Genomic DNA, 18,670 nt, shown 5'->3' with positions numbered 1-18,670 from the left:
AGTAGTTATATATTTCTATTAACTCGTTTTCTTATAGTAAGAATTAATAACGATGTTATGATAGCTATAACTATAAACATATCCATTCCATCACTCATATTCGCTTTTGCTAAATTTATATCATTCTCTGGAATATAAACAAAACCAGCTAAATAACCGCCAAATTTACCACCTATTCCTAGGGTAACTAGCCATATACCCATGTATAGTGAAACAAAGCCTTTTGGAGCTATTTTAGTTACTAATGACAGACCTATAGCAGATAAACTTAATTCTGATAAAGCTAAAATAAAATATCCTATGATAAACCCATAGACAGTAACTTTAACATCTATAGGAGTTGTTAGTATTGATATTAAAATCACTATAAAAGATAAAGCTAATATTATAAAAGCTATATTAAACTTATCAATATCTTGAATTTCTCTTCCCGCATTTGCTAAATAAAGCCAAAGTTTCCCAACAATAAATCCAAATATTAAAACACCTATAGCTTCAACACTTAAAATCTGACTTGAGTTTACTAAAACTGTATTAACTGCATAATCTGTAAACAATAAGAGGGAGATAAACATTTGAAAGTATAAACCCCAATATATAATTGATAATACAAAAAACACACCAGCTACTAAAACCTTTTTGTAATTTCCTTTATTAGCAGATAAAAACATAATAATTGCAGATGCGACAAAGGCTATAAATATTGAAAAACTTGCAACATTTGGCTCTTTAAAAATATAGAAAAGAAGAAGTATATATATCAAAATTAATATTGTCGTTTTTAAAATAATCTTCCCTGTTAAAACAAGGTCTATAATGTGTTTTTTAAGAAAACCAAAACCTATAATCAAAACAAAGAGCATTACTATACTTACAGTCATGCTACTATAAAATGGAGCACTATAACCATAATTATCTTTTAATGAAGTCGCAAAGGATAAAGCAAAAAAACTACCTAAATTAATACCAACATAGAAAACATTAAATCCAAAATCTCTATTACCATCAGTTAGAGATGACTTATCATAAAATCTTCCAATAAAAGAAGCCATATTTGATTTAATCAGCCCAGTACTAATTGAAATAAAACTCAAACCTAAAAAAAGTAAATTTTCATTAGTTGATATTGCTAATGTAAAAGTTCCTAATACCATAAAAAATGAACCTAACATCCCTGCCCTATAGTATCCAATTAGCTTTTCTGCGATATATCCCCCTAAAATGGCAGAAATATAAACCATCGATAAAACAGTTCCAACTAAAGAGGCTGACAGTTCTTGTGAAAGATTAAATTTTCCTATTAAAAAAAATATCAATAAAGACTGTATTATGTAATAGCTATATCTTTCAGCAAATTCTGCAAAACTTGTTATAGCAAGTACCTTTTTTTCTTCTCTAAGATCATTCTTATTCATAAATTCCTCTTAATTTATTCTAGTGCCAGAAGCTCTTCCCAAAGTGAAAATTTTTCTTCTAAATCTTTATTTAATTGATCTAACTTACTTTGAACTAACTGAATCTCTTCTTTTGATTTTTTATAAAAATCTGCATCAGCCATTTGTCCTTCAATATCTCCTATACCTTTTTCTAGCTTTTCTATTTGGACAGGTAAGCTTTTAAGAGTTTTTCTTTGCTCATGATTTAATTTGTTTTGTTTTTCTATTTTTTCTTGCTTTTGCTGCACCTTAGGAGCTTCTTTTTTAGGTTCTTTTAAAACTTCTGGTTTAACTTTCTGTCTCAACCAATCATCATAACCACCAACATACTCTTCTAATCCATGCTCCTCAAAAACTATTGTGCTAGTAGCTATATTATTAATAAACTCTCTATCATGGCTTATTAAAAGAATAGTCCCTTTATAATTGATTAGCATCTCTTCTAATATTTCTAAAGTTTCTATATCAAGATCATTTGTTGGTTCATCTAATACAATGACATTACTAGGTTTAGAAAGTATCTTTGCAAGGAGTAATCTATTTTTCTCGCCTCCTGAAAGATGAGTGATAGGAGCATGAAGCCTATCTGGGGAAAATAAAAATTTTTGTAGATATGTTATAACATGTATTGATTTATCATTAATTTGGATAAAATCAGAGCCCTCTTTAACATTATCCATAATACTCAACTTCTCATCCAGTTGATCTCGCAACTGATCAAAATAAGCTATTTGAAGATTAAATGCTTGCTCAATACTACCATCAGTTGGTTTTAATTTACCCAATAAAATATTTAATAAAGTACTTTTGCCACAACCATTTGACCCAAGTATAGCAACCTTATCGCCCTTAACTATCTCTGTAGAGAAATTTTTGAAAAGGTATTTTTGTTGATATTTATGGCCTACATTATTAGCTATAATAACTTTCCTTGATGACTTTTCACCGGCCGAAACATTTATATCAATCTTACCTACTTGCTCTTTTCTTTGTTTTCGCTCAGATCTCATTTTCTCAAGAGCTCGTACTCTTCCTTCATTTCTTGTCCTACGAGCTTTAATTCCTTGTCTGATCCACGCTTCTTCTTGAGCTAGCCTTTTATCGAATTCTTTATTAGATTTTTGTTCAGCTTGTAATATAGCCTCTTTCTTTTCTAAAAACTGAAGATAGTTTCCTTCAAAGGAATATAAATTGCCTCTATCTAATTCGATAATACTCTTTGCAACATTATTTAAAAATTTTCTATCATGAGTAATAAACAATATAGCTCCCGCAAACTGTTTCAAAAACTCTTCTAACCAAGTTATCGAAGATATATCTAAATGGTTTGTAGGTTCATCTAAAAGTAGTAAGTCAGGCTTTCTTATTAATGCTCTAGCAAGTATTACTCTACGCTTCATCCCGCCAGATAGATCAGAAAATTTTTTATCAGTATTAAGCTGAAGCTTTGTAATAATCACATCAGCTTCATTCATATATTCCCAAGCATGGTTTTCATCTATGTATTTTTGAACATCCTCTAATTTATGTAAATTTTCTGGAAAACTCTCTAAACTAGCCAAAATGTCTTGATACTCTACAAGCTTTTCACCAACCTCTCCAAGCCCACTAAGAATAACGCTTTTAACATCTCCTTTTATATCATTAGGAATATCCTGAATCATACTAGCTATTACTGCATTATTATGAATAATTACTTCACCACTATCTGGATGGTTTTTTCCTTCAATGATTTTTAATAGAGAAGACTTACCGGTACCATTTCTACCAATAAGGCAAATCCTTTGACCTTTTGAAATATCGAAATCTACATCTTTTAATATTTCTTGTGTACCAAAAGATAAGTTAAGCTTTTTTAAAGAGACTAATTGCATTTAAGAAGTTTAAAATGTAAATAAAACTTCTTAAATTATAGCACAATGATTAGCTAGATTTATTACGCTTTCTTAATGCAAATAAAAGCATAAAAATACTAACTATAAACATAACTCCGCCAAAAGGTAGAGGAGCATATATAGATTTAGAAACTAAATGACCCATCATAATATCATTCAAAAACCATGCCATACCAAAACCAGCTCCAGCAGCTCCCATAGCTTTACCTTGTTCTTGATCTGTTACAGATGATGAAATAATAGTTAACAGTGCTGTATAACAAATCAACTGAGATGCAGAGCCAACTACACCAATTAACCATTGAATACCTATATTTGCAAATATGGCTGTTGATATTAATCCTATCGAACAAATTACAGCAAATATAATAAAAGCTTTTGTTGGAGTTATTTTTTTAAAAATATATGGCTGAAAAAATAAACTACAAATAGCGACAGCTAAACCTGTAGCAGCATAGAAAAGACCTGTCATGCTAGTGTTATAGCTATAAACTTCATTTAAAAACAATGCTATTCCTTGACCATAAAAGCCCCAAGCAGCCTGCATCAATAAATAAGCAACTCCAACCAGTCTTATCCTTTTATCTGAAAGCAAGAAAGATATCGTTTTATAAACTGTTCCTATTGTTAGTACTAAACCAGGATGCTTAGGCAGATCCTTTTTCATAACAACAAAAATAAATAACATATTTACTAATGATAAAATAGCAGCCACAAAGAAAGGTAATGTATGACTAATACTCATAGAAGCTGCAAAACTTGTTGTTATAGGACCTATAATAAAGCCTAATGAAGCAGCCATAGTTATAAAGCCTAAATTCTTAGATTTTTCTTCTTCACTACTTATATCAATAACAGCTGCTTGTGCTATTTCAAAAGCACCTCCTGCTAAACCACTTATGAAACGACTAGCTATAAAGAGTAGATAATCTCCTGAATATATTGCATAAGCAGATAACATATAAGACAAAGATGTACAAAAAATAGCTGATAGTAAAACAATCTTTCGACCATACTTATCGGAAAGCTCTCCTAATATAGGACCTCCTAATACTAATCCAAGAGGCCATGAAGCTAATGCAATAGAATAATACCAATTTTGAAAATTCCCCCCTACTTCTCCAAAAGTAACAGCCGTAGAGTCAAAAAATAATGACGGCATAATAGGAAAAACTAATCCCAACCCCATTATATCTATAACAATAGTTACAATTAATATCGCTATTAAGATATTTTTAGAAAATTTATCTGTCATAAGAAAACCCAATATCAAATATTTTTAAATAAATTTAAAAGTATAAAAAGACAAAAAAGTAGTCCAAGATTGTAGCTTAAAATAATAATTTATTCAATAATTAATGGCTTGCAATATAGTTATGCTCTACAGCTAATTCCTCTAAAGCTTTTAAAAAAGTTTTAATATAGAACTCCAAGATTTGATTACCATAACCATTCAATAAAACTATATTTTCAAAATTATTTTTAACATAGGCTTCAAAAGCTAAAATCTCTTTATAATCTACTTGCTTATTTTTTTCTATGCTCTTACTTACATGCCCCAGAATTTGTAGAGTTTTCTCTTCGATATCTATAAAAGTAATATCCTTAAGCAATGACTCTTTATCATCTTCAGCTATACTAGTATCAACATAGTCATAAATTAGAATCATGTATCTATAAAGTCTACGTATATATAAACTCATCTTTTGATACTCTTTTACTACTTGAGTTTTATTTTCATAAGAGACTTCTTTAATCAAATTAATTTGCTTAGTAAACTCTGAAAAAATATTAGTCATCAAATCTTCATGAATACTGCCTCTTTCATGAAATAAAATCCCATAAAAAGTTTTAATATCACTAATAGTTTTAGAGAAACTTTCTTTTAACCTTCTTTCTGCTCTTATTGGAAAAACAAATCTATTTACAAGTAATGCAATTACTATACCTTGAGAAATCTCTATCATCCTAAATACAGCTAGTTCAACACTAACATTTTCATTTAAAATAATAATTATCATTGTTATTCCAGCCAAGGATCCTGCATAACTAAATTTAGAAGATGCCCCAGCTATAAAAACTGCCACCATAATAAAAATAAAAGCTAATGAAAAAGCTTCAACCTTATTGAAACTAATCAGGATTATTACAATTGCAATACTTGCGCTAATTATAGTTCCAACAAAACGCATCAAAGCTTTATCTAATGCCCCACCAAGATTTGGCTGCGTTGACATAACAACTAAAACAGTTATCACCATCCACATATACATTTGCTCAGCTCTAAAAAAGCTATCTAAGAGCCTACCTAAAGCATATGCTATTAAACATGCTATAACTGTTTTTGCTGCATTGATTGCTGCGTATTTTTTACTATTTAAAAAAGCAAATTGCATAACTTATATAATTATTTTTTTATTCCTTTACGAAATTTCTTTGTCTAACAACCTCATACATAGATATTCCCGAAGCAACTGATACATTTAAACTAGATACTTCCCCATACATTGGTAGCTTAGCTAAAAAGTCACAATTGGCCTTAGTTTTTTGTCTCATTCCTTTACCTTCTGAGCCAGCTACTAGAGCTATAGAATCTTGCAAGTTCATATCATATAAACTTTCATCAGCTTCACCAGCTAATCCAATTACCCAAACACCTTGTTCCTTTAGCTTTTCAATTGCTCTAGAAAGATTAGTAACAACTACAATTTTTAAATGTTCTGCTGCCCCACAAGCAACTTTTTTGACAGTTGCATTTACTGTAGCGCTATTGTCTTTAGGGATAACTAAAAAATCAACTCCAGCAGAATGTGCTGTTCTAATACAAGCGCCTAAATTATGAGGATCTTGAACACTATCTAAGATCAATATAAAAGCATTTTTATCTTGTGGAAGTAAACTTTTTAGATCTTTTTCATCATACATTTTTTGATTATTTTCTAAACTATAAGCAAATACACCTTGATGTGTTACATCTCTCGGTAATCTCTCTGGAAGTTGCTTAATATGATCTATAACTTCAGGCTTTATTCCCTTTTCACTTGCCAAGTCTAAAATACTCTTTATCTGAGGATTATTTAATCCTTTGTTAAGAATAATAACTTTACTAGCACTATCTGTTTTTATTAAGCTTTCTACAGCATGTATACCATATACTAGACTACTCACTTGCCTCTCCTAGTAAAATTGGTAATGCTTCTCTTAAACCATCAAAAGAACCATTACTCATCATAACAATCTCTATTTTATTATTTTTCTCTTGTTTTAATACTTCTAGAATGTGTTCTTTAAATGTTTCAGCCTCATCGACATATATGACTGTATCAATATCATTTAATGTAGATTTTGCATCCCATTTTAATAATTTATGATTATAGAATAATACCTTGTTAGCTCTCTGTAATGCTTTAGGTAAAAAGTCTTTATTACTCCCATCTTTCATTGTATTTGATCTAGGATCAACTAAGGCTAAAACATATGCTTCTGGAGTTTTATTTCTAACCGCATCTAAAGTAAGTTTTATCGAAGTTGGATGATGTGCAAAGTCATCATATAAAGTTATTCTGTCATTTTTAAAAATAACCTCTAGCCTTCTTTTAACACCTTTAAAACTATTTAGTGCATCTAAAATATCTTTATCATCAATTCCAATCTGTTTTGCAACAGAATATGCACTTAATGCATTTAATGCATTATGTTGTCCAATAAAACCCCAATTAACTGATAACTCTTCCATACCATTAACAATTCTGAAACTTGAATAATCACTACTATGCTCATCTATATGAATAGAGTTTTCAATATTTGTCTGAACTCTCTTAGACCAACAGCCCATATTTATTATATGCTGGACATTTTCATCAGAGGCGTTATATATAACACTAGCTTTACTTGGCATTTTTCTTAAAAGTTGATGGAATTGCCAATAAATAGCATCTATATCTTTAAAAATATCAGCATGGTCATATTCAATGTTATTTATAACCAAAATATATGGATCATAATGGATTAGTTTCGATCTTTTATCAAAAAAAGCTGTATCATACTCATCAGCTTCTATTACAAAATACTCAGAATCAGTGTATCTTGATGATACGCCAAAATCTCCACTAATTCCCCCAACTAAGAAACTAGGATTCAAACCAGCTTGCTCTAATATCTTTATGGTCATCGTGGTTGTTGTGGTTTTCCCATGAGTACCAGAAATTGCGATAACTTTCTTATGCCTTAAGACATTCTCATACAGCCATGAAGGACCTGAAAAGTAATTAAGCTTTTCATCTAATATTTTCTCTATTATAGGTAACCCTCTTTTCATAACATTACCTATGATAATTTCATCAGGCTTGTTATCTAATTGAGAAACATCAAAACCTTTAATTATATCTATCCCTTGACTTTCAAGATATGTACTCATTGGAGGATAAACATTAAGATCAGAACCTGTGACTTTATAACCTCTTTGTTTAGCAAGAACTGCTAATGATCCCATAAATGTTCCACAAACACCTAAAATATGAACATGCTTACTCATAAACCTAAATAGCCTTAATTACTGGATTTTATTTTATTGACAATATTTGTTGTTGAAAAACCTGGTTTTAGAGTAATAGTTTTTACTTCTCCACCATTTGAAATAACATGCTCAGCACCGACAATATTATCAACCGTATAGTCTGCACCTTTAACCAAAATATTAGGTGTAACTTTTTCTATGACATTTACTGGAGTATCCTCTGAAAAAGGCACCACCCAATCAACACACCCTAAAGCTGCTAAAAGCTCCATCCTAGCTTGTAAAGGAACTATCGGTCTTTCTGGGCCTTTTAAGCGAGCAACTGATTCATCTGTATTCACGGCCACTATTAATTTATCACCTAATTTTCTTGCTGCTTGCAAATATTCAACATGGCCTGCATGTAAAATATCAAAACAACCATTTGTCATTACAACTTTCTCACCAACTAAAGAAAGATCATTAGTCATCTGAGCAAGTTCATCTTGAGAAACAACACCAAATTTAAAGCCTCTCTTTCCTGCTAGTGCTGCATGTAACTCCTCTAAAGTAACTGTAGCTGTACCTACTTTACCAACCACAACTCCAGCTGCAGCATTTGCTATCTTCATAGATTCCTCAACTGTATATCCAAGCGAAATACCGATTGATAAGACAGCTATAACTGTATCGCCTGCTCCAGTTACATCAAAAACTTCTTTTGCAACTGTAGGAATAGTTTTATTATCACCACTCTTTTTGACTATGGTCATACCTTTCTCACTTCTAGTGATAAGTATGTTATCAATATTATATTTATTAGCTAATTCTGTAGCCTTCTTTACGATGTCATCATCTGATTGGCATTTACCAACTACAGCTTCAAACTCTTTCAAATTTGGTGTGATAACTGTTGCACCACTATACTTACTAAAATCTGTCCCTTTAGGATCTACTAATACTTGGCAACCAGCAGCCTTTGCTTTTTCAATCAATAACGGCGTATTGCTTAAAGTACCCTTACCATAATCAGATAAAATTACTGTATTAAAGTTTGGCAATATTTTTTGAAATTCATCAATAAATTCATTCTTAGCTATGTCATTAAAATTTTGTTCAAAGTCTAGCCTTACAAGCTGATGCTTTTGAGCTAAGACTCTTAGTTTTGTAATAGTTGGATATTCTGTTTTAATGAGTGACGTCTGAACTTTTCTTTTTAAAAGCTCTTTCTCTAATATATTCGCAGACTCATCTTTTCCTACTAAAGCACATATTCCTACAACCCCATCAAGAGAGCTAATATTTAGAGCAACGTTACCAGCTCCTCCAACTCTATCCTCTACATTTTTAACGTTTACTACAGGTACTGGTGCTTCTGGAGAAATTCTGTCTGAACTACCATGATAATACTTATCAAGCATTACATCACCCACAACTAGAATCTTCGCTTTAGAAATATCTTTATACATATAAGTCCTAAAAAATGCTTTTATAAAACATAGTTATCTACGATTATAACAACAAAAAGAACTTTTTATTAGGGAAATAATATTTGAATGAAAACTTGGTATTTTTTTTCATATTATTTATACTTCATCTAGTATTGTTTACCATTAGGTTTTCTTGATGTTTGTTGAATTTGCTCTACATAATAATGTTCTAAGATTCGGAGAGTTCACTCTAAAATCTGGCAGAATTAGTCCATATTTTTTTAATGCCGGTCTCTTTAATACAGGAAAGCAGCTAGCTACTTTAGCTGATTACTATGCAAAAGTTATTATCGAGTCAGAAATAAAGTTTGATGTGCTATTTGGTCCAGCTTATAAAGGGATTCCTTTAGCTGCAGCAATCTCTACGGTATTAGCTTTAAAATATAATAAAGATATTCCTTATGCTTTTGACAGAAAAGAAGCAAAAGATCATGGTGAAGGTGGTCTTTTTGTAGGAGCAGATATGAAAGATAAAAAAGTTTTACTTGTTGATGATGTAATGACAGCAGGTACCGCTTTCTATGAGTCATACAATAAATTAAAAAATATAAATGCTAAAATCTCTGGTGTAGTTCTATCTATTGATAGACAAGAAAAAGCTAAAGATTTAGATATTTCTGCTACACAAAGAATAGAGAATGAGTTTAATATCCCTGTGAAATCTATTACAAATTTTGATGATATTTATGACTATGTAAGAGACAATTTAGACTCAGAAATGATAAATAAATTCAAACTATACCGTGAGAAATATGGTGCATAAAGATATTTATATAATTGCAGATCTTCATTTAAATGCTAATAACTCTAAAATAGCTGAGATATTTAGAAACTTTCTAGAAAGCATCTCTAGCCCTAAAAATAAACTTTTCATTTTAGGTGATTTTTTTGATTACTGGATTGGAGATGACCATACAGATGCTTTTTATCATCAAATAACTGGTTATCTTAAAAAAGCCTCAGATAGCGGTCTAGAAATTTTATTTATGCATGGTAATAGAGACTTCCTTATTTCTAAGAAATTTGAAAAGCAAAGTGGTGTTAAAATAATAAAAGATCCTTACTATCTTAAAGTTGGATCAAATAAAATAGTACTTGCTCATGGAGACCTACTTTGTACAGATGATAAAAGCTATCAGTTCTATAGGACTTTAGCTAGGAATGGAATTTTACAGTTTTTGTTTAGAAGACTTCCTTTATTTATAAGACAGCGCTTGGCTAAAACTGCTCGTAGTCATAGTTATGAAAAAAACACCCAGAAGCCAAATATTGATGTTACAGAAAAAGGAATCTTAAAATATAAAAAGGACTGTAACATTGTTATCCATGGACATACTCATAAAATGCATATCCATAAAGAAAATGGCTACACAAGATATGTTTTAGGTGATTGGTTCAAAAAAGGAAACTATATTAAGATTGTTGATGATTCTATTACTCTTCACGAAAATATTATCTAGAATTAATTAGAATATTCTTTCTATTTATTAAACTTATATATGTATTTACTTTGTATTGTTGTCAATACTTGTCATCAACGTTGCAGACTGAGACTGATCACCAAACACGCCAAACTTAATAGTCACTTTTGAAGCATTATCTGTTATTTTTTCTATTTCAATTTTAAATTTAGTAGAATCTACTTTTGTAGAACCTTTAATCTCCGCCTTTTCACTAGAGGCCTCTTTAGAAGATATAATATAGTTATTATTTGCTTCCAATGCTTTAAGCGCCGCATTATACACTTTAATTACACCACCATCCATATTCATTGAGTAGTTACCATTAACATATGCTACAGTCCCTGCACCTAATCCAACAGCAGCAACAATACAACCATTTAAAAATAATGTTGAAAGCCCTAATAAAAAACCAAAATATATTTTTTTCATAACTATAAATCCTTATTCATTAAAAAGCCTTAATTAGCTCATAGACATCCTACCATAGAAATATTTATCCACCTAGTTAGATCTTAAATTTTACAAATTATATTTAAAGGTCATTGAGAATAAATAAGGTAATGAAATATTAAAAATCTTTCAATAACATATACAAAACTGCTTTCTGAACAAACTTTCTATTTAAGCTCTGTTGGAAAATAACTGAACATCCATCATCTGGTAGATCTTCACTTACTTCCTTGCCTCTCTCCATAGGCATACAATGCATAAAGACCGCGTTATCATTTGCATAAGACATAAGCTTTTTATTCACTTGAAAGCCCTCAAAAGCATCTTCAGTACATGGTTCAAATCCCATACTACACCAAACATCTGTATACACCGCATCACAACCCTCTACAGCTTCTTTAGGGTTATCAAAGCTTTTCACAATGTTAATATTCTTTAACTGATCCAAAATCTTTTGATCTGGCTTATGTCCTTCTGGACATGCATAATGCACCTCCAAACCAATGGTATTAGCTACAAGCAATAGACTATACAAAATATTATTAGCATCCCCTAAATAAGCAACTTTAAGAGATTTAAGATCTCCAAAAACTTCCTTCAGAGTTAATAAATCTGCCAGTGTTTGACAAGGATGATATAAATCTGTCAAAGCATTTACAATAGGAATCTTTGAATAATTAACCATCTCTTCCAAATGACTATCTGCAAAAGTTCTAATCACAACTGCAGAGCAATAATTTTGTACAACTCTTATAAAATCTCTTGGCTCTTCTTTTTTTCTAGAAGCTGAAACACTTTCTATTACATTAGCTCCCATTTCCATAATAGCCGCAGAAAAACTAAAGCGAGTTCTAAGTGATGGTTTATCAAAAACTAAAGCTATTATTTTATCTTCTAAGGCATTTTTATATTTTTTAGGGTTCTTCTTCATATCTTCTGCTATGAGCATTATATTTGTAAAATCCTCCTGATTTATCTCTGCTCCAGATAGTAGATTATTAAAAGATAATTTTTTCATATCACCCCTCCAAACATACAAGTCGTTCCTAAACTATTTCCTCCTTTTAATAAAAGTTTTCTGGTCAAAATTTTCTCCTCATTTCCATTTAATATAGTTATTGTTTTCTTCGAACAATTTAAGAAATCTTTTATTGAATTTAACTTTATGCTCATGCCACCAGCGACAATTCTTTGATCAATCAATCCTTTAATATCGTTGACAGATAAACTTGGAATCAAGTTTCCATAATTATCCAAAACCCCCTGCTGATCTGTTAAATAAATAAGCTCATCAACATCACATACTATAGCTAATTCTGCCGCAACATTATCTGCATTGACATTTACAGATTCAAACTTATCCGTAAGGCTAACTGTTGCAACTATAGGTATAAACCCTTGGGACAATAGTTTAAAAATAGCTGTCGGGTTAACATTTTTGATTTCACCTACATAGCCATATTTAATTCTATCTATAAAGTCACAAGTAAGTAGATTACTATCTTCCCCTGAAATACCTACACCTTCTAAACTAATACTACTAAAAGCTTTTGAGATTTTTTTATTAACTTTATACAAAGCCATTTGTAATATATCCATATGCTCTTTTGGAGTAACTCTTAAACCATCCCTAAAACAAGTTTTCATATTCTGTTCATTTAGGCATTTAGTTATAAATCTCCCTCCTCCATGAACAATAATAATTTCTGCACCCTCATTCTTTAGGTTTTTTATATCATGGCATAAGTTTTTCATAACTTGCTCATCTTCAAGCACAGAACCACCAAGCTTTATCAAAATTTTTTTATTGGCTAATTTTTTCATGATAAATACTCCGCATTTATACTCACATATTGCTGAGTTAAATCACAACCCCATGCGGTTGCACACTCATTTCCTTGTGAAAATTTAACATTAATAACGATAGTGTCGTCTTTCATAGATTCTTTTAGGCTGGTCAAATCTTCTGAAACTGGTAAGCCATTAGCAAAGATTTTCTGTTCTTGCATAAATATCTGGCATGACTCTAGAGTTTGCTCATCTATATCTACTTCACCTATTTTTGCTAAAACTCTTCCCCAATTAGGAGACTCTCCATATATAGCTGTTTTTACTAAAGAGCTAGAAATAATTTTTTTTGCCAATTCTTTAGTTATTTCAATATCGTTTAGTCCCTCAACTTTTGCCTCAATCAGCTTTGTTGCCCCTTCTCCATCTCTTGCGATGCTTTTAGCTAGAACTACAGCTATCTCATATATAGCTTCTTTAAATATTTTGATATCTTTATCTGAAGAAATAGTTACTCCACTAGCGCCATTAGCCATCATAAAAGCACAATCATTTGTCGACATATCTCCATCTACTGAAATCATATTAAAACTACTAGCACTTGATTCTTTTAGAATCTCTTGAGCCAAATTAATATCAATATCGGCATCTGTTAAAAAATATCCAAGCATTGTCGCCATATTAGGATTAATCATTCCAGAACCTTTACAAATCCCAGTGATAGTTATTTCCCCTGTAGATAGCTCGATCTTTTTATAAACAGATTTTGGTAATAGATCTGTGGTAAGAATCGAAAGAGCAAACTTATCTGCAATATTAGATAAACTACCTAATAGTTTAGGTATTGCTGAAGTTATTTTATTAACTTGCATCTGCTGACCAATGACACCTGTTGAGGCTATGAGCACTTGATTAGATGAACAATTAAGCTCTTCTGCAAGGCTATCAACCACTTGTTGATTATGTTTATCACCTATCTCACCAGTAGCTGCATTAGCCTGTCCGCTATTAGTAATAATTGCCTTGATATTATTAGCTGGCAAGAGGTTCATACAATATTTCACTGGAGCAGCTTTATATTTATTTTTTGTAAAAACACCTACAGCTTTACAATCTCTCTCTGAAACCACAACTCCTAAATCTGGACGATAGAGTCTTACACCGCTATTAATTCCGCCTGCTAAAAATCCTTTTGGTAATTTTGTTCTAAATAAACTCTCCATCTCTATCTCCTTTTTATAATCCTGTGGTTATAGGAAAGCCATAATAATTATTCAAGTTTTCGATAGCTTGAGTAACTGCGCCTTTTAGTAAGTTATCGATAAAAGAAAAAATTATGATTTTATTATTTTTAATCGAAAACCCTAAATGAGTATTAGGTGTGCCAACTACACCTTTTATAGATAAGAAAGATGATATTTTTTGATTGTCATTCTCTCCTGCTATATCAATGAATTTAAATAAAGGATAATCAGCATATTCCTTGCTATAAGCATCACCGACTAAATTTCTAATTTCTTCTTCTGAGGCTTCATTTTCTAAATTAAGATCTGCATAAATAGTCATAGCAATACCAGAATGAACTGGAAGCATACTTGTATTAAAATAAAACTCATCTTCTTTAACATCAAACTCGGCTAAATTTTTTAATATTTCTGGAATATGTTGATGCTTACCAATCTTATATGGAAAAAAGTTATTAAGCATTTCAGCAAACATTAGATCTTGTCTAGCTTTCTTACCAGCTCCAGAAACACCTGACTTTGCATCTATAACTAAGTTATTAGGTTTTATTAGCTGATGTTTTAACAAAGGTAATAAAGATAGTAATACACATGTAGCATAACAACCTGGGTTTGCTATGACGTTATCTTGCTGACTAAACTTAACATATGGAGAAAGACCATATTTAGCACCATTTTCAAGCCCCTTAACAGAATGAGATAGCCCATACCAAGATGCTAATAAATCTTTATCAAGTCTAAAAGCTCCACTTAGATCTAAAACTTTTATTTGTATATTTTTATCATTGAGCTTTTGTAATATTTCTATAGAAATATCTACTGGTGTAGCAAGTAACAGAAAGTCTACCTTAAAGTTTTCAACATTCACCTCATCCAAAGAATATGTATATTCTTTATTTTCTTGCTTAGATACTCCCAAACTTCCTGCTAACTCAAAGTTAGGATGCTTATTTATTAGCTCCTTAAGAAGCTGTCCAGTGTAGCCATTTATCCCTGCAATACAAATTTTCTCCATCATTATCTCATCTCATAAGCTAGTGCTTGATAATCAACTTAACATCTAAAAAATAAAAAGTGAATAATTATTTACTAAAAAAGAATAAATATTTACAATAATTTATAAAATTTTACTTTTTATGCATTTTAAATTATCTTATTAAAAGAGAAATGAGGAGATATAATATGAAAACAACAATCAATACGACAAAAGAGTATGGTGCCAATATAATAGCCTCTACTCCTATAACTATCGTTAAAGGAGATAATGCTTATGTATATGATGATTTAGGTAAAAAGTATATAGATATGGCAACTGGTATATCATCTGTAAACTTTGGTCATAACAACCCAAAAATTCTTGAGGCATTATTTAAGCAGGTGAATAAAATTTCAATTGTGCCAAGACTTTTTCATAATGAACCTTTAGCAAAGTTATTAAAAAAAGCATGCTCTTTAACAAATATGGATAAAGCTATCGTTATGAATAGCGGTGCTGAAGCTATAGAAACTGCTATAAAAGTAATCAGAAAATGGGGATATGTAAAAAAACAAATACCTGAAGACTCCGCAGAAATAATAACTTTTAATAATAGCTTTCATGGTAGAACAATAACAGCAATAGGCACATCATCTAACCCTGCTTATAAAGCAAAATTTGGACCCATGCCTAAAGGCTTTATTTCTATTCCATTCAATGATTTAGAAGCTCTTAAGAAAGCTATTACAAAAAATACTGCCGCAATCATTATTGAGCCAATACAAGGTGAAGGAGGAGTTGTAATTCCTGATAACGAATATTTATATAAATGTCAGGAAGTTTGTAAAAAGAACAATGTCTTATTTATTCTAGATGAAATACAAACAGGTATGGGGCGTACTGGGAAAAATTTTGCTAAAGAACATTATAATTTAGATCCTGATGGAATGACACTTGGCAAATCTCTAGGTGGCGGAGTATTACCTATATCACTTTTTCTTAGTACAAATGAGGTTATGGAGGTTTTACAGCCAGGTGATCATGGCAGCACTTTTGGTGGTAACCCTTTAGCATCTGCTATTGCACATAAAGCTCTTACCATCTTAGAAGAGGATAATTTAGCTAAGAATGCTGAATTTCTAGGCAATTTTTTTGTTAATGAGTTAGAAAAAATAAATTCTAAATATATCCAAGAAATTAGAGCCAAAGGTTTGTTTATTGCTTTACAAATATATCCAGAGTATTTTGAAAATTTTCATCAAGAGCTTTTAAAATTAGGAGTACTTGCTGTGAAAACTAGAAACAACTCTATACGTTTACTTCCACCACTAACTATAAGTAAAGAAACTATTGTTAAAGCTGTGAAAATAATAAAATCAATAGATATTTAAATCACACTTAGCTAGGAATAACTTGAAAACTAACTCTTCTTTTAGCTTTATAATAAAAATGATATGCCACGCAAGGTATAACGACTGTCGGCAAACCAAAATAAAAAGCTGCTCTTAAATCATCATTTACCACCATCAAAGCTAAACATAATACTTGAGACCAAATCCCTATAAGAGTTAAAGCAGGGAAAAAAGGTACCTTAAAATGCATCTTTTTATTACTCTTCTTTTTAATTAGTTTTTTTCTAAAATTATACTGAGACCAGCAAATACATATCCAGCAAAATGTCGCTGTAACCCCAGACATAGCTAGTAAATTTGTAAATGCTACTGTTGTCGAAAACTTAAATGATAATAATAAGAAAAACCAAACAGCTATAATATTTATAGTTACTGAATAGTAAGGCACTGATGCGGAATTTAATTTCTTAAATATTTTTGGAGACATCCCAGATTTTGATAACCCATAAAGTGCACGTGTCGCAGCATACAAACCACTATTAGCACATGAGAAAGCCGCTACTAAGATTACAAATGCAAATATCCCTGCTATGTAATTCAAATGATATTCACGCAATGCTAATGCGAATATGGAATTATCCAAACTCATTTTTTGCCATGGGAAAATAAGTATCAATAAGAAAATAGGTATTATATACAGCCCTACTAGTCTTATAACAATATTTCTAGCTATTCTTGGTATTTGCTTTTGAGCATTTTTAGACTCAGTTGCTGCTAATCCAATTATTTCTGTACCTTGAAAATTAACCAGTAACATTACCATTGTAGTTATTAAAATTAGCTTTCCTTTTGGAAAGAAGCCACCTTCTCCAGCTATATATGAACTACCTATAACTTTCCCCGTATCATTTCCTATAAAATTAAAGAATATTAATAAAGCCACTATACTAAATATCATGAGAGCTACGATTTTTACTAATGATAACCAAAACTCTACTTCACCAAAAATTTTAACTTTCATAAGGTTAATTGTGGTTATTAATAGTCCAAATAATGTTGCCCACACCGCATTAGATACTGATGGAACAAATGTGTGCATGATAATACCAGATGCAATACATTCTAGAGGAATATAAACAATCCAGCTAAACCAATAAGCCCACCCCATTCCACATGCTATAGAGGGAGATACAAATTTAGCTGTGTAATATATAAATGAACCAGAATTAGGGATGGATACAGTGAGCTCTGCTAAGCATATAGTAACTATATAAACTATAAACCCTGCTAACATATAGGCAAGAATAGCAGAAGGACCGACCTCTGATAAAACATACCCTGTTCCAAGAAAAAAACTGGAGCCAATTATTCCGCCCAGAGCAATAAGTTCTATATGTCTTTCCTTTAAAGTTTTAGCTAGTCTCACGTCGTTCTATCCATAGTGCAAAACTAACGCTATTGTTTATCAAATTTTATTTTTAAGCAATCAATTTTTTCGTATAAATCGATTATTTTTTTAGCACCAAAATTCTTTAGAATTACGACTCTTAGGTTTTATATGGAAAACGCTCTTATAAACGTATTTATCGACTTTATAAAATAGGTAGATTTTTTATTTTTTAAGACTTAAAAAACAAAAAATTTTCTATGTTGATTTTCAATTTATTAATATTCTTAATTGAAGATGGTGCGACAAAAATCGTATCATCTCCAGCAACTATACCAATTATTTCAAAACTATTTTTATTATAGTCTAAAGTCCGCGCAACTAATTGTGCTGCTCCAGGTGCTGTATCTATAACAACCATAACTTCATTTGCACTCACACTAATTACTAATGATGAAATATTGTCAGTCATTATCGGCGGTGCTGGTTCATTAGGTATTTTATAAACTAAAGCTTTTTTCTCATTTTTAACTTTAATTGCCCCAATCTTTTTTAACATTCTATTAACTTTAGACTGACTAGCGCTATAGCCTAAAAGCTCTAAAGTGTCACATATATCATTTTGTGATGAGAACTCTTTACTAAGAATAAGTTGCCTCAAATCATGATATATATCAGATTTATCCATAACATT

General features: G+C 30.9%; 17 protein-coding genes. 3 read left to right on the top strand and 14 right to left on the bottom strand.

Going from position 1 to position 18,670, the window contains the following annotated elements:
- Positions 1-5: 5 nt before the first annotated feature.
- The 7 genes from KX01_RS05000 to hldE all read right to left on the bottom strand — a co-directional run bounded on the left by KX01_RS05000 (position 6) and on the right by hldE (position 9,295).
- Positions 6-1,415 carry a peptide MFS transporter gene (locus KX01_RS05000; RefSeq protein WP_071663944.1) on the bottom strand — a complete coding sequence of 470 codons (1,410 nt, stop codon included), beginning with the start codon at positions 1,413-1,415 and terminating at the stop codon, positions 6-8.
- A gap of 14 nt (positions 1,416-1,429) precedes the next feature.
- The gene (locus tag KX01_RS04995; protein ID WP_071663943.1) at positions 1,430-3,310 is read right to left on the bottom strand and encodes an ATP-binding cassette domain-containing protein; all 1,881 of its coding nucleotides are present in this window, start codon (positions 3,308-3,310) and stop codon (positions 1,430-1,432) included.
- Between the two features lie 49 nt (positions 3,311-3,359).
- The gene (locus KX01_RS04990) at positions 3,360-4,520 is read right to left on the bottom strand and encodes an MFS transporter (RefSeq protein WP_332245033.1); all 1,161 of its coding nucleotides are present in this window, start codon (positions 4,518-4,520) and stop codon (positions 3,360-3,362) included.
- A 166-nt stretch (positions 4,521-4,686) separates the two neighbouring features.
- The gene (locus tag KX01_RS04985; RefSeq protein WP_071663941.1) at positions 4,687-5,727 is read right to left on the bottom strand and encodes an FUSC family protein; all 1,041 of its coding nucleotides are present in this window, start codon (positions 5,725-5,727) and stop codon (positions 4,687-4,689) included.
- A 19-nt stretch (positions 5,728-5,746) separates the two neighbouring features.
- Positions 5,747-6,499 (bottom strand): 23S rRNA (guanosine(2251)-2'-O)-methyltransferase RlmB, encoded by a 753-nt coding sequence (gene rlmB / locus KX01_RS04980; protein WP_071663940.1) that lies wholly within the window; start codon positions 6,497-6,499, stop codon positions 5,747-5,749.
- The gene (gene mpl, locus KX01_RS04975; RefSeq protein ID WP_071663939.1) at positions 6,492-7,865 is read right to left on the bottom strand and encodes a UDP-N-acetylmuramate:L-alanyl-gamma-D-glutamyl-meso-diaminopimelate ligase; all 1,374 of its coding nucleotides are present in this window, start codon (positions 7,863-7,865) and stop codon (positions 6,492-6,494) included. The genes rlmB and mpl overlap by 8 nt, the downstream gene beginning before the upstream one ends.
- A gap of 14 nt (positions 7,866-7,879) precedes the next feature.
- Positions 7,880-9,295 carry a bifunctional D-glycero-beta-D-manno-heptose-7-phosphate kinase/D-glycero-beta-D-manno-heptose 1-phosphate adenylyltransferase HldE gene (hldE, locus tag KX01_RS04970; protein ID WP_071663938.1) on the bottom strand — a complete coding sequence of 472 codons (1,416 nt, stop codon included), beginning with the start codon at positions 9,293-9,295 and terminating at the stop codon, positions 7,880-7,882.
- 157 nt (positions 9,296-9,452) lie between these two features.
- Here hldE and pyrE point away from each other — a divergent pair, with 157 nt between their 5' ends.
- Complete coding sequence (gene pyrE, locus KX01_RS04965) at positions 9,453-10,079, top strand: orotate phosphoribosyltransferase (RefSeq protein WP_071663937.1); 627 nt, start codon at positions 9,453-9,455, stop codon at positions 10,077-10,079.
- Positions 10,069-10,776 carry a UDP-2,3-diacylglucosamine diphosphatase gene (locus KX01_RS04960; protein WP_071663936.1) on the top strand — a complete coding sequence of 236 codons (708 nt, stop codon included), beginning with the start codon at positions 10,069-10,071 and terminating at the stop codon, positions 10,774-10,776. Before pyrE ends, KX01_RS04960 begins: the two co-directional genes overlap by 11 nt.
- A 45-nt stretch (positions 10,777-10,821) precedes the next feature.
- On the opposite strand, the gene KX01_RS04955 is transcribed toward KX01_RS04960, so the two are convergent.
- The 5 genes from KX01_RS04955 to argC all read right to left on the bottom strand — a co-directional run bounded on the left by KX01_RS04955 (position 10,822) and on the right by argC (position 15,279).
- Entirely contained in the window at positions 10,822-11,208 is a 387-nt protein-coding gene (locus KX01_RS04955) for a DUF3568 family protein (protein WP_071663935.1), read from the bottom strand.
- A gap of 139 nt (positions 11,209-11,347) precedes the next feature.
- Entirely contained in the window at positions 11,348-12,247 is a 900-nt protein-coding gene (gene argF / locus KX01_RS04950) for an ornithine carbamoyltransferase (RefSeq protein WP_071663934.1), read from the bottom strand.
- Positions 12,244-13,053 (bottom strand): acetylglutamate kinase, encoded by an 810-nt coding sequence (gene argB / locus KX01_RS04945; RefSeq protein ID WP_071663933.1) that lies wholly within the window; start codon positions 13,051-13,053, stop codon positions 12,244-12,246. The genes argF and argB overlap by 4 nt, the downstream gene beginning before the upstream one ends.
- Complete coding sequence (argJ, locus tag KX01_RS04940) at positions 13,050-14,240, bottom strand: bifunctional glutamate N-acetyltransferase/amino-acid acetyltransferase ArgJ (RefSeq protein ID WP_071663932.1); 1,191 nt, start codon at positions 14,238-14,240, stop codon at positions 13,050-13,052. The genes argB and argJ overlap by 4 nt, the downstream gene beginning before the upstream one ends.
- 13 nt (positions 14,241-14,253) lie before the next feature.
- Positions 14,254-15,279, bottom strand: coding sequence for an N-acetyl-gamma-glutamyl-phosphate reductase (gene argC / locus KX01_RS04935; protein WP_071663931.1), 1,026 nt, complete (start codon positions 15,277-15,279; stop codon positions 14,254-14,256).
- Between the two features lie 164 nt (positions 15,280-15,443).
- Between argC and rocD the strand changes: the two genes are divergently transcribed.
- A complete protein-coding gene (rocD, locus tag KX01_RS04930; RefSeq protein ID WP_071663930.1) occupies positions 15,444-16,628 on the top strand; it encodes an ornithine--oxo-acid transaminase in 1,185 nt (394 codons plus the stop codon).
- Between the two features lie 7 nt (positions 16,629-16,635).
- On the opposite strand, the gene KX01_RS04925 is transcribed toward rocD, so the two are convergent.
- A complete protein-coding gene (locus KX01_RS04925; RefSeq protein ID WP_071663929.1) occupies positions 16,636-18,015 on the bottom strand; it encodes an amino acid permease in 1,380 nt (459 codons plus the stop codon).
- 193 nt (positions 18,016-18,208) lie between these two features.
- Positions 18,209-18,664 (bottom strand): arginine repressor, encoded by a 456-nt coding sequence (locus tag KX01_RS04920; RefSeq protein ID WP_071663928.1) that lies wholly within the window; start codon positions 18,662-18,664, stop codon positions 18,209-18,211.
- Positions 18,665-18,670 lie beyond the last annotated feature (6 nt).

Origin of the sequence: Francisella frigiditurris (assembly GCF_001880225.1) — a bacterium.
GTDB lineage: Bacteria > Pseudomonadota > Gammaproteobacteria > Francisellales > Francisellaceae > Francisella > Francisella frigiditurris.
Note: the sequence above shows the minus strand (reverse complement) of the source record. Positions and strands in the feature narration are given on the sequence as shown.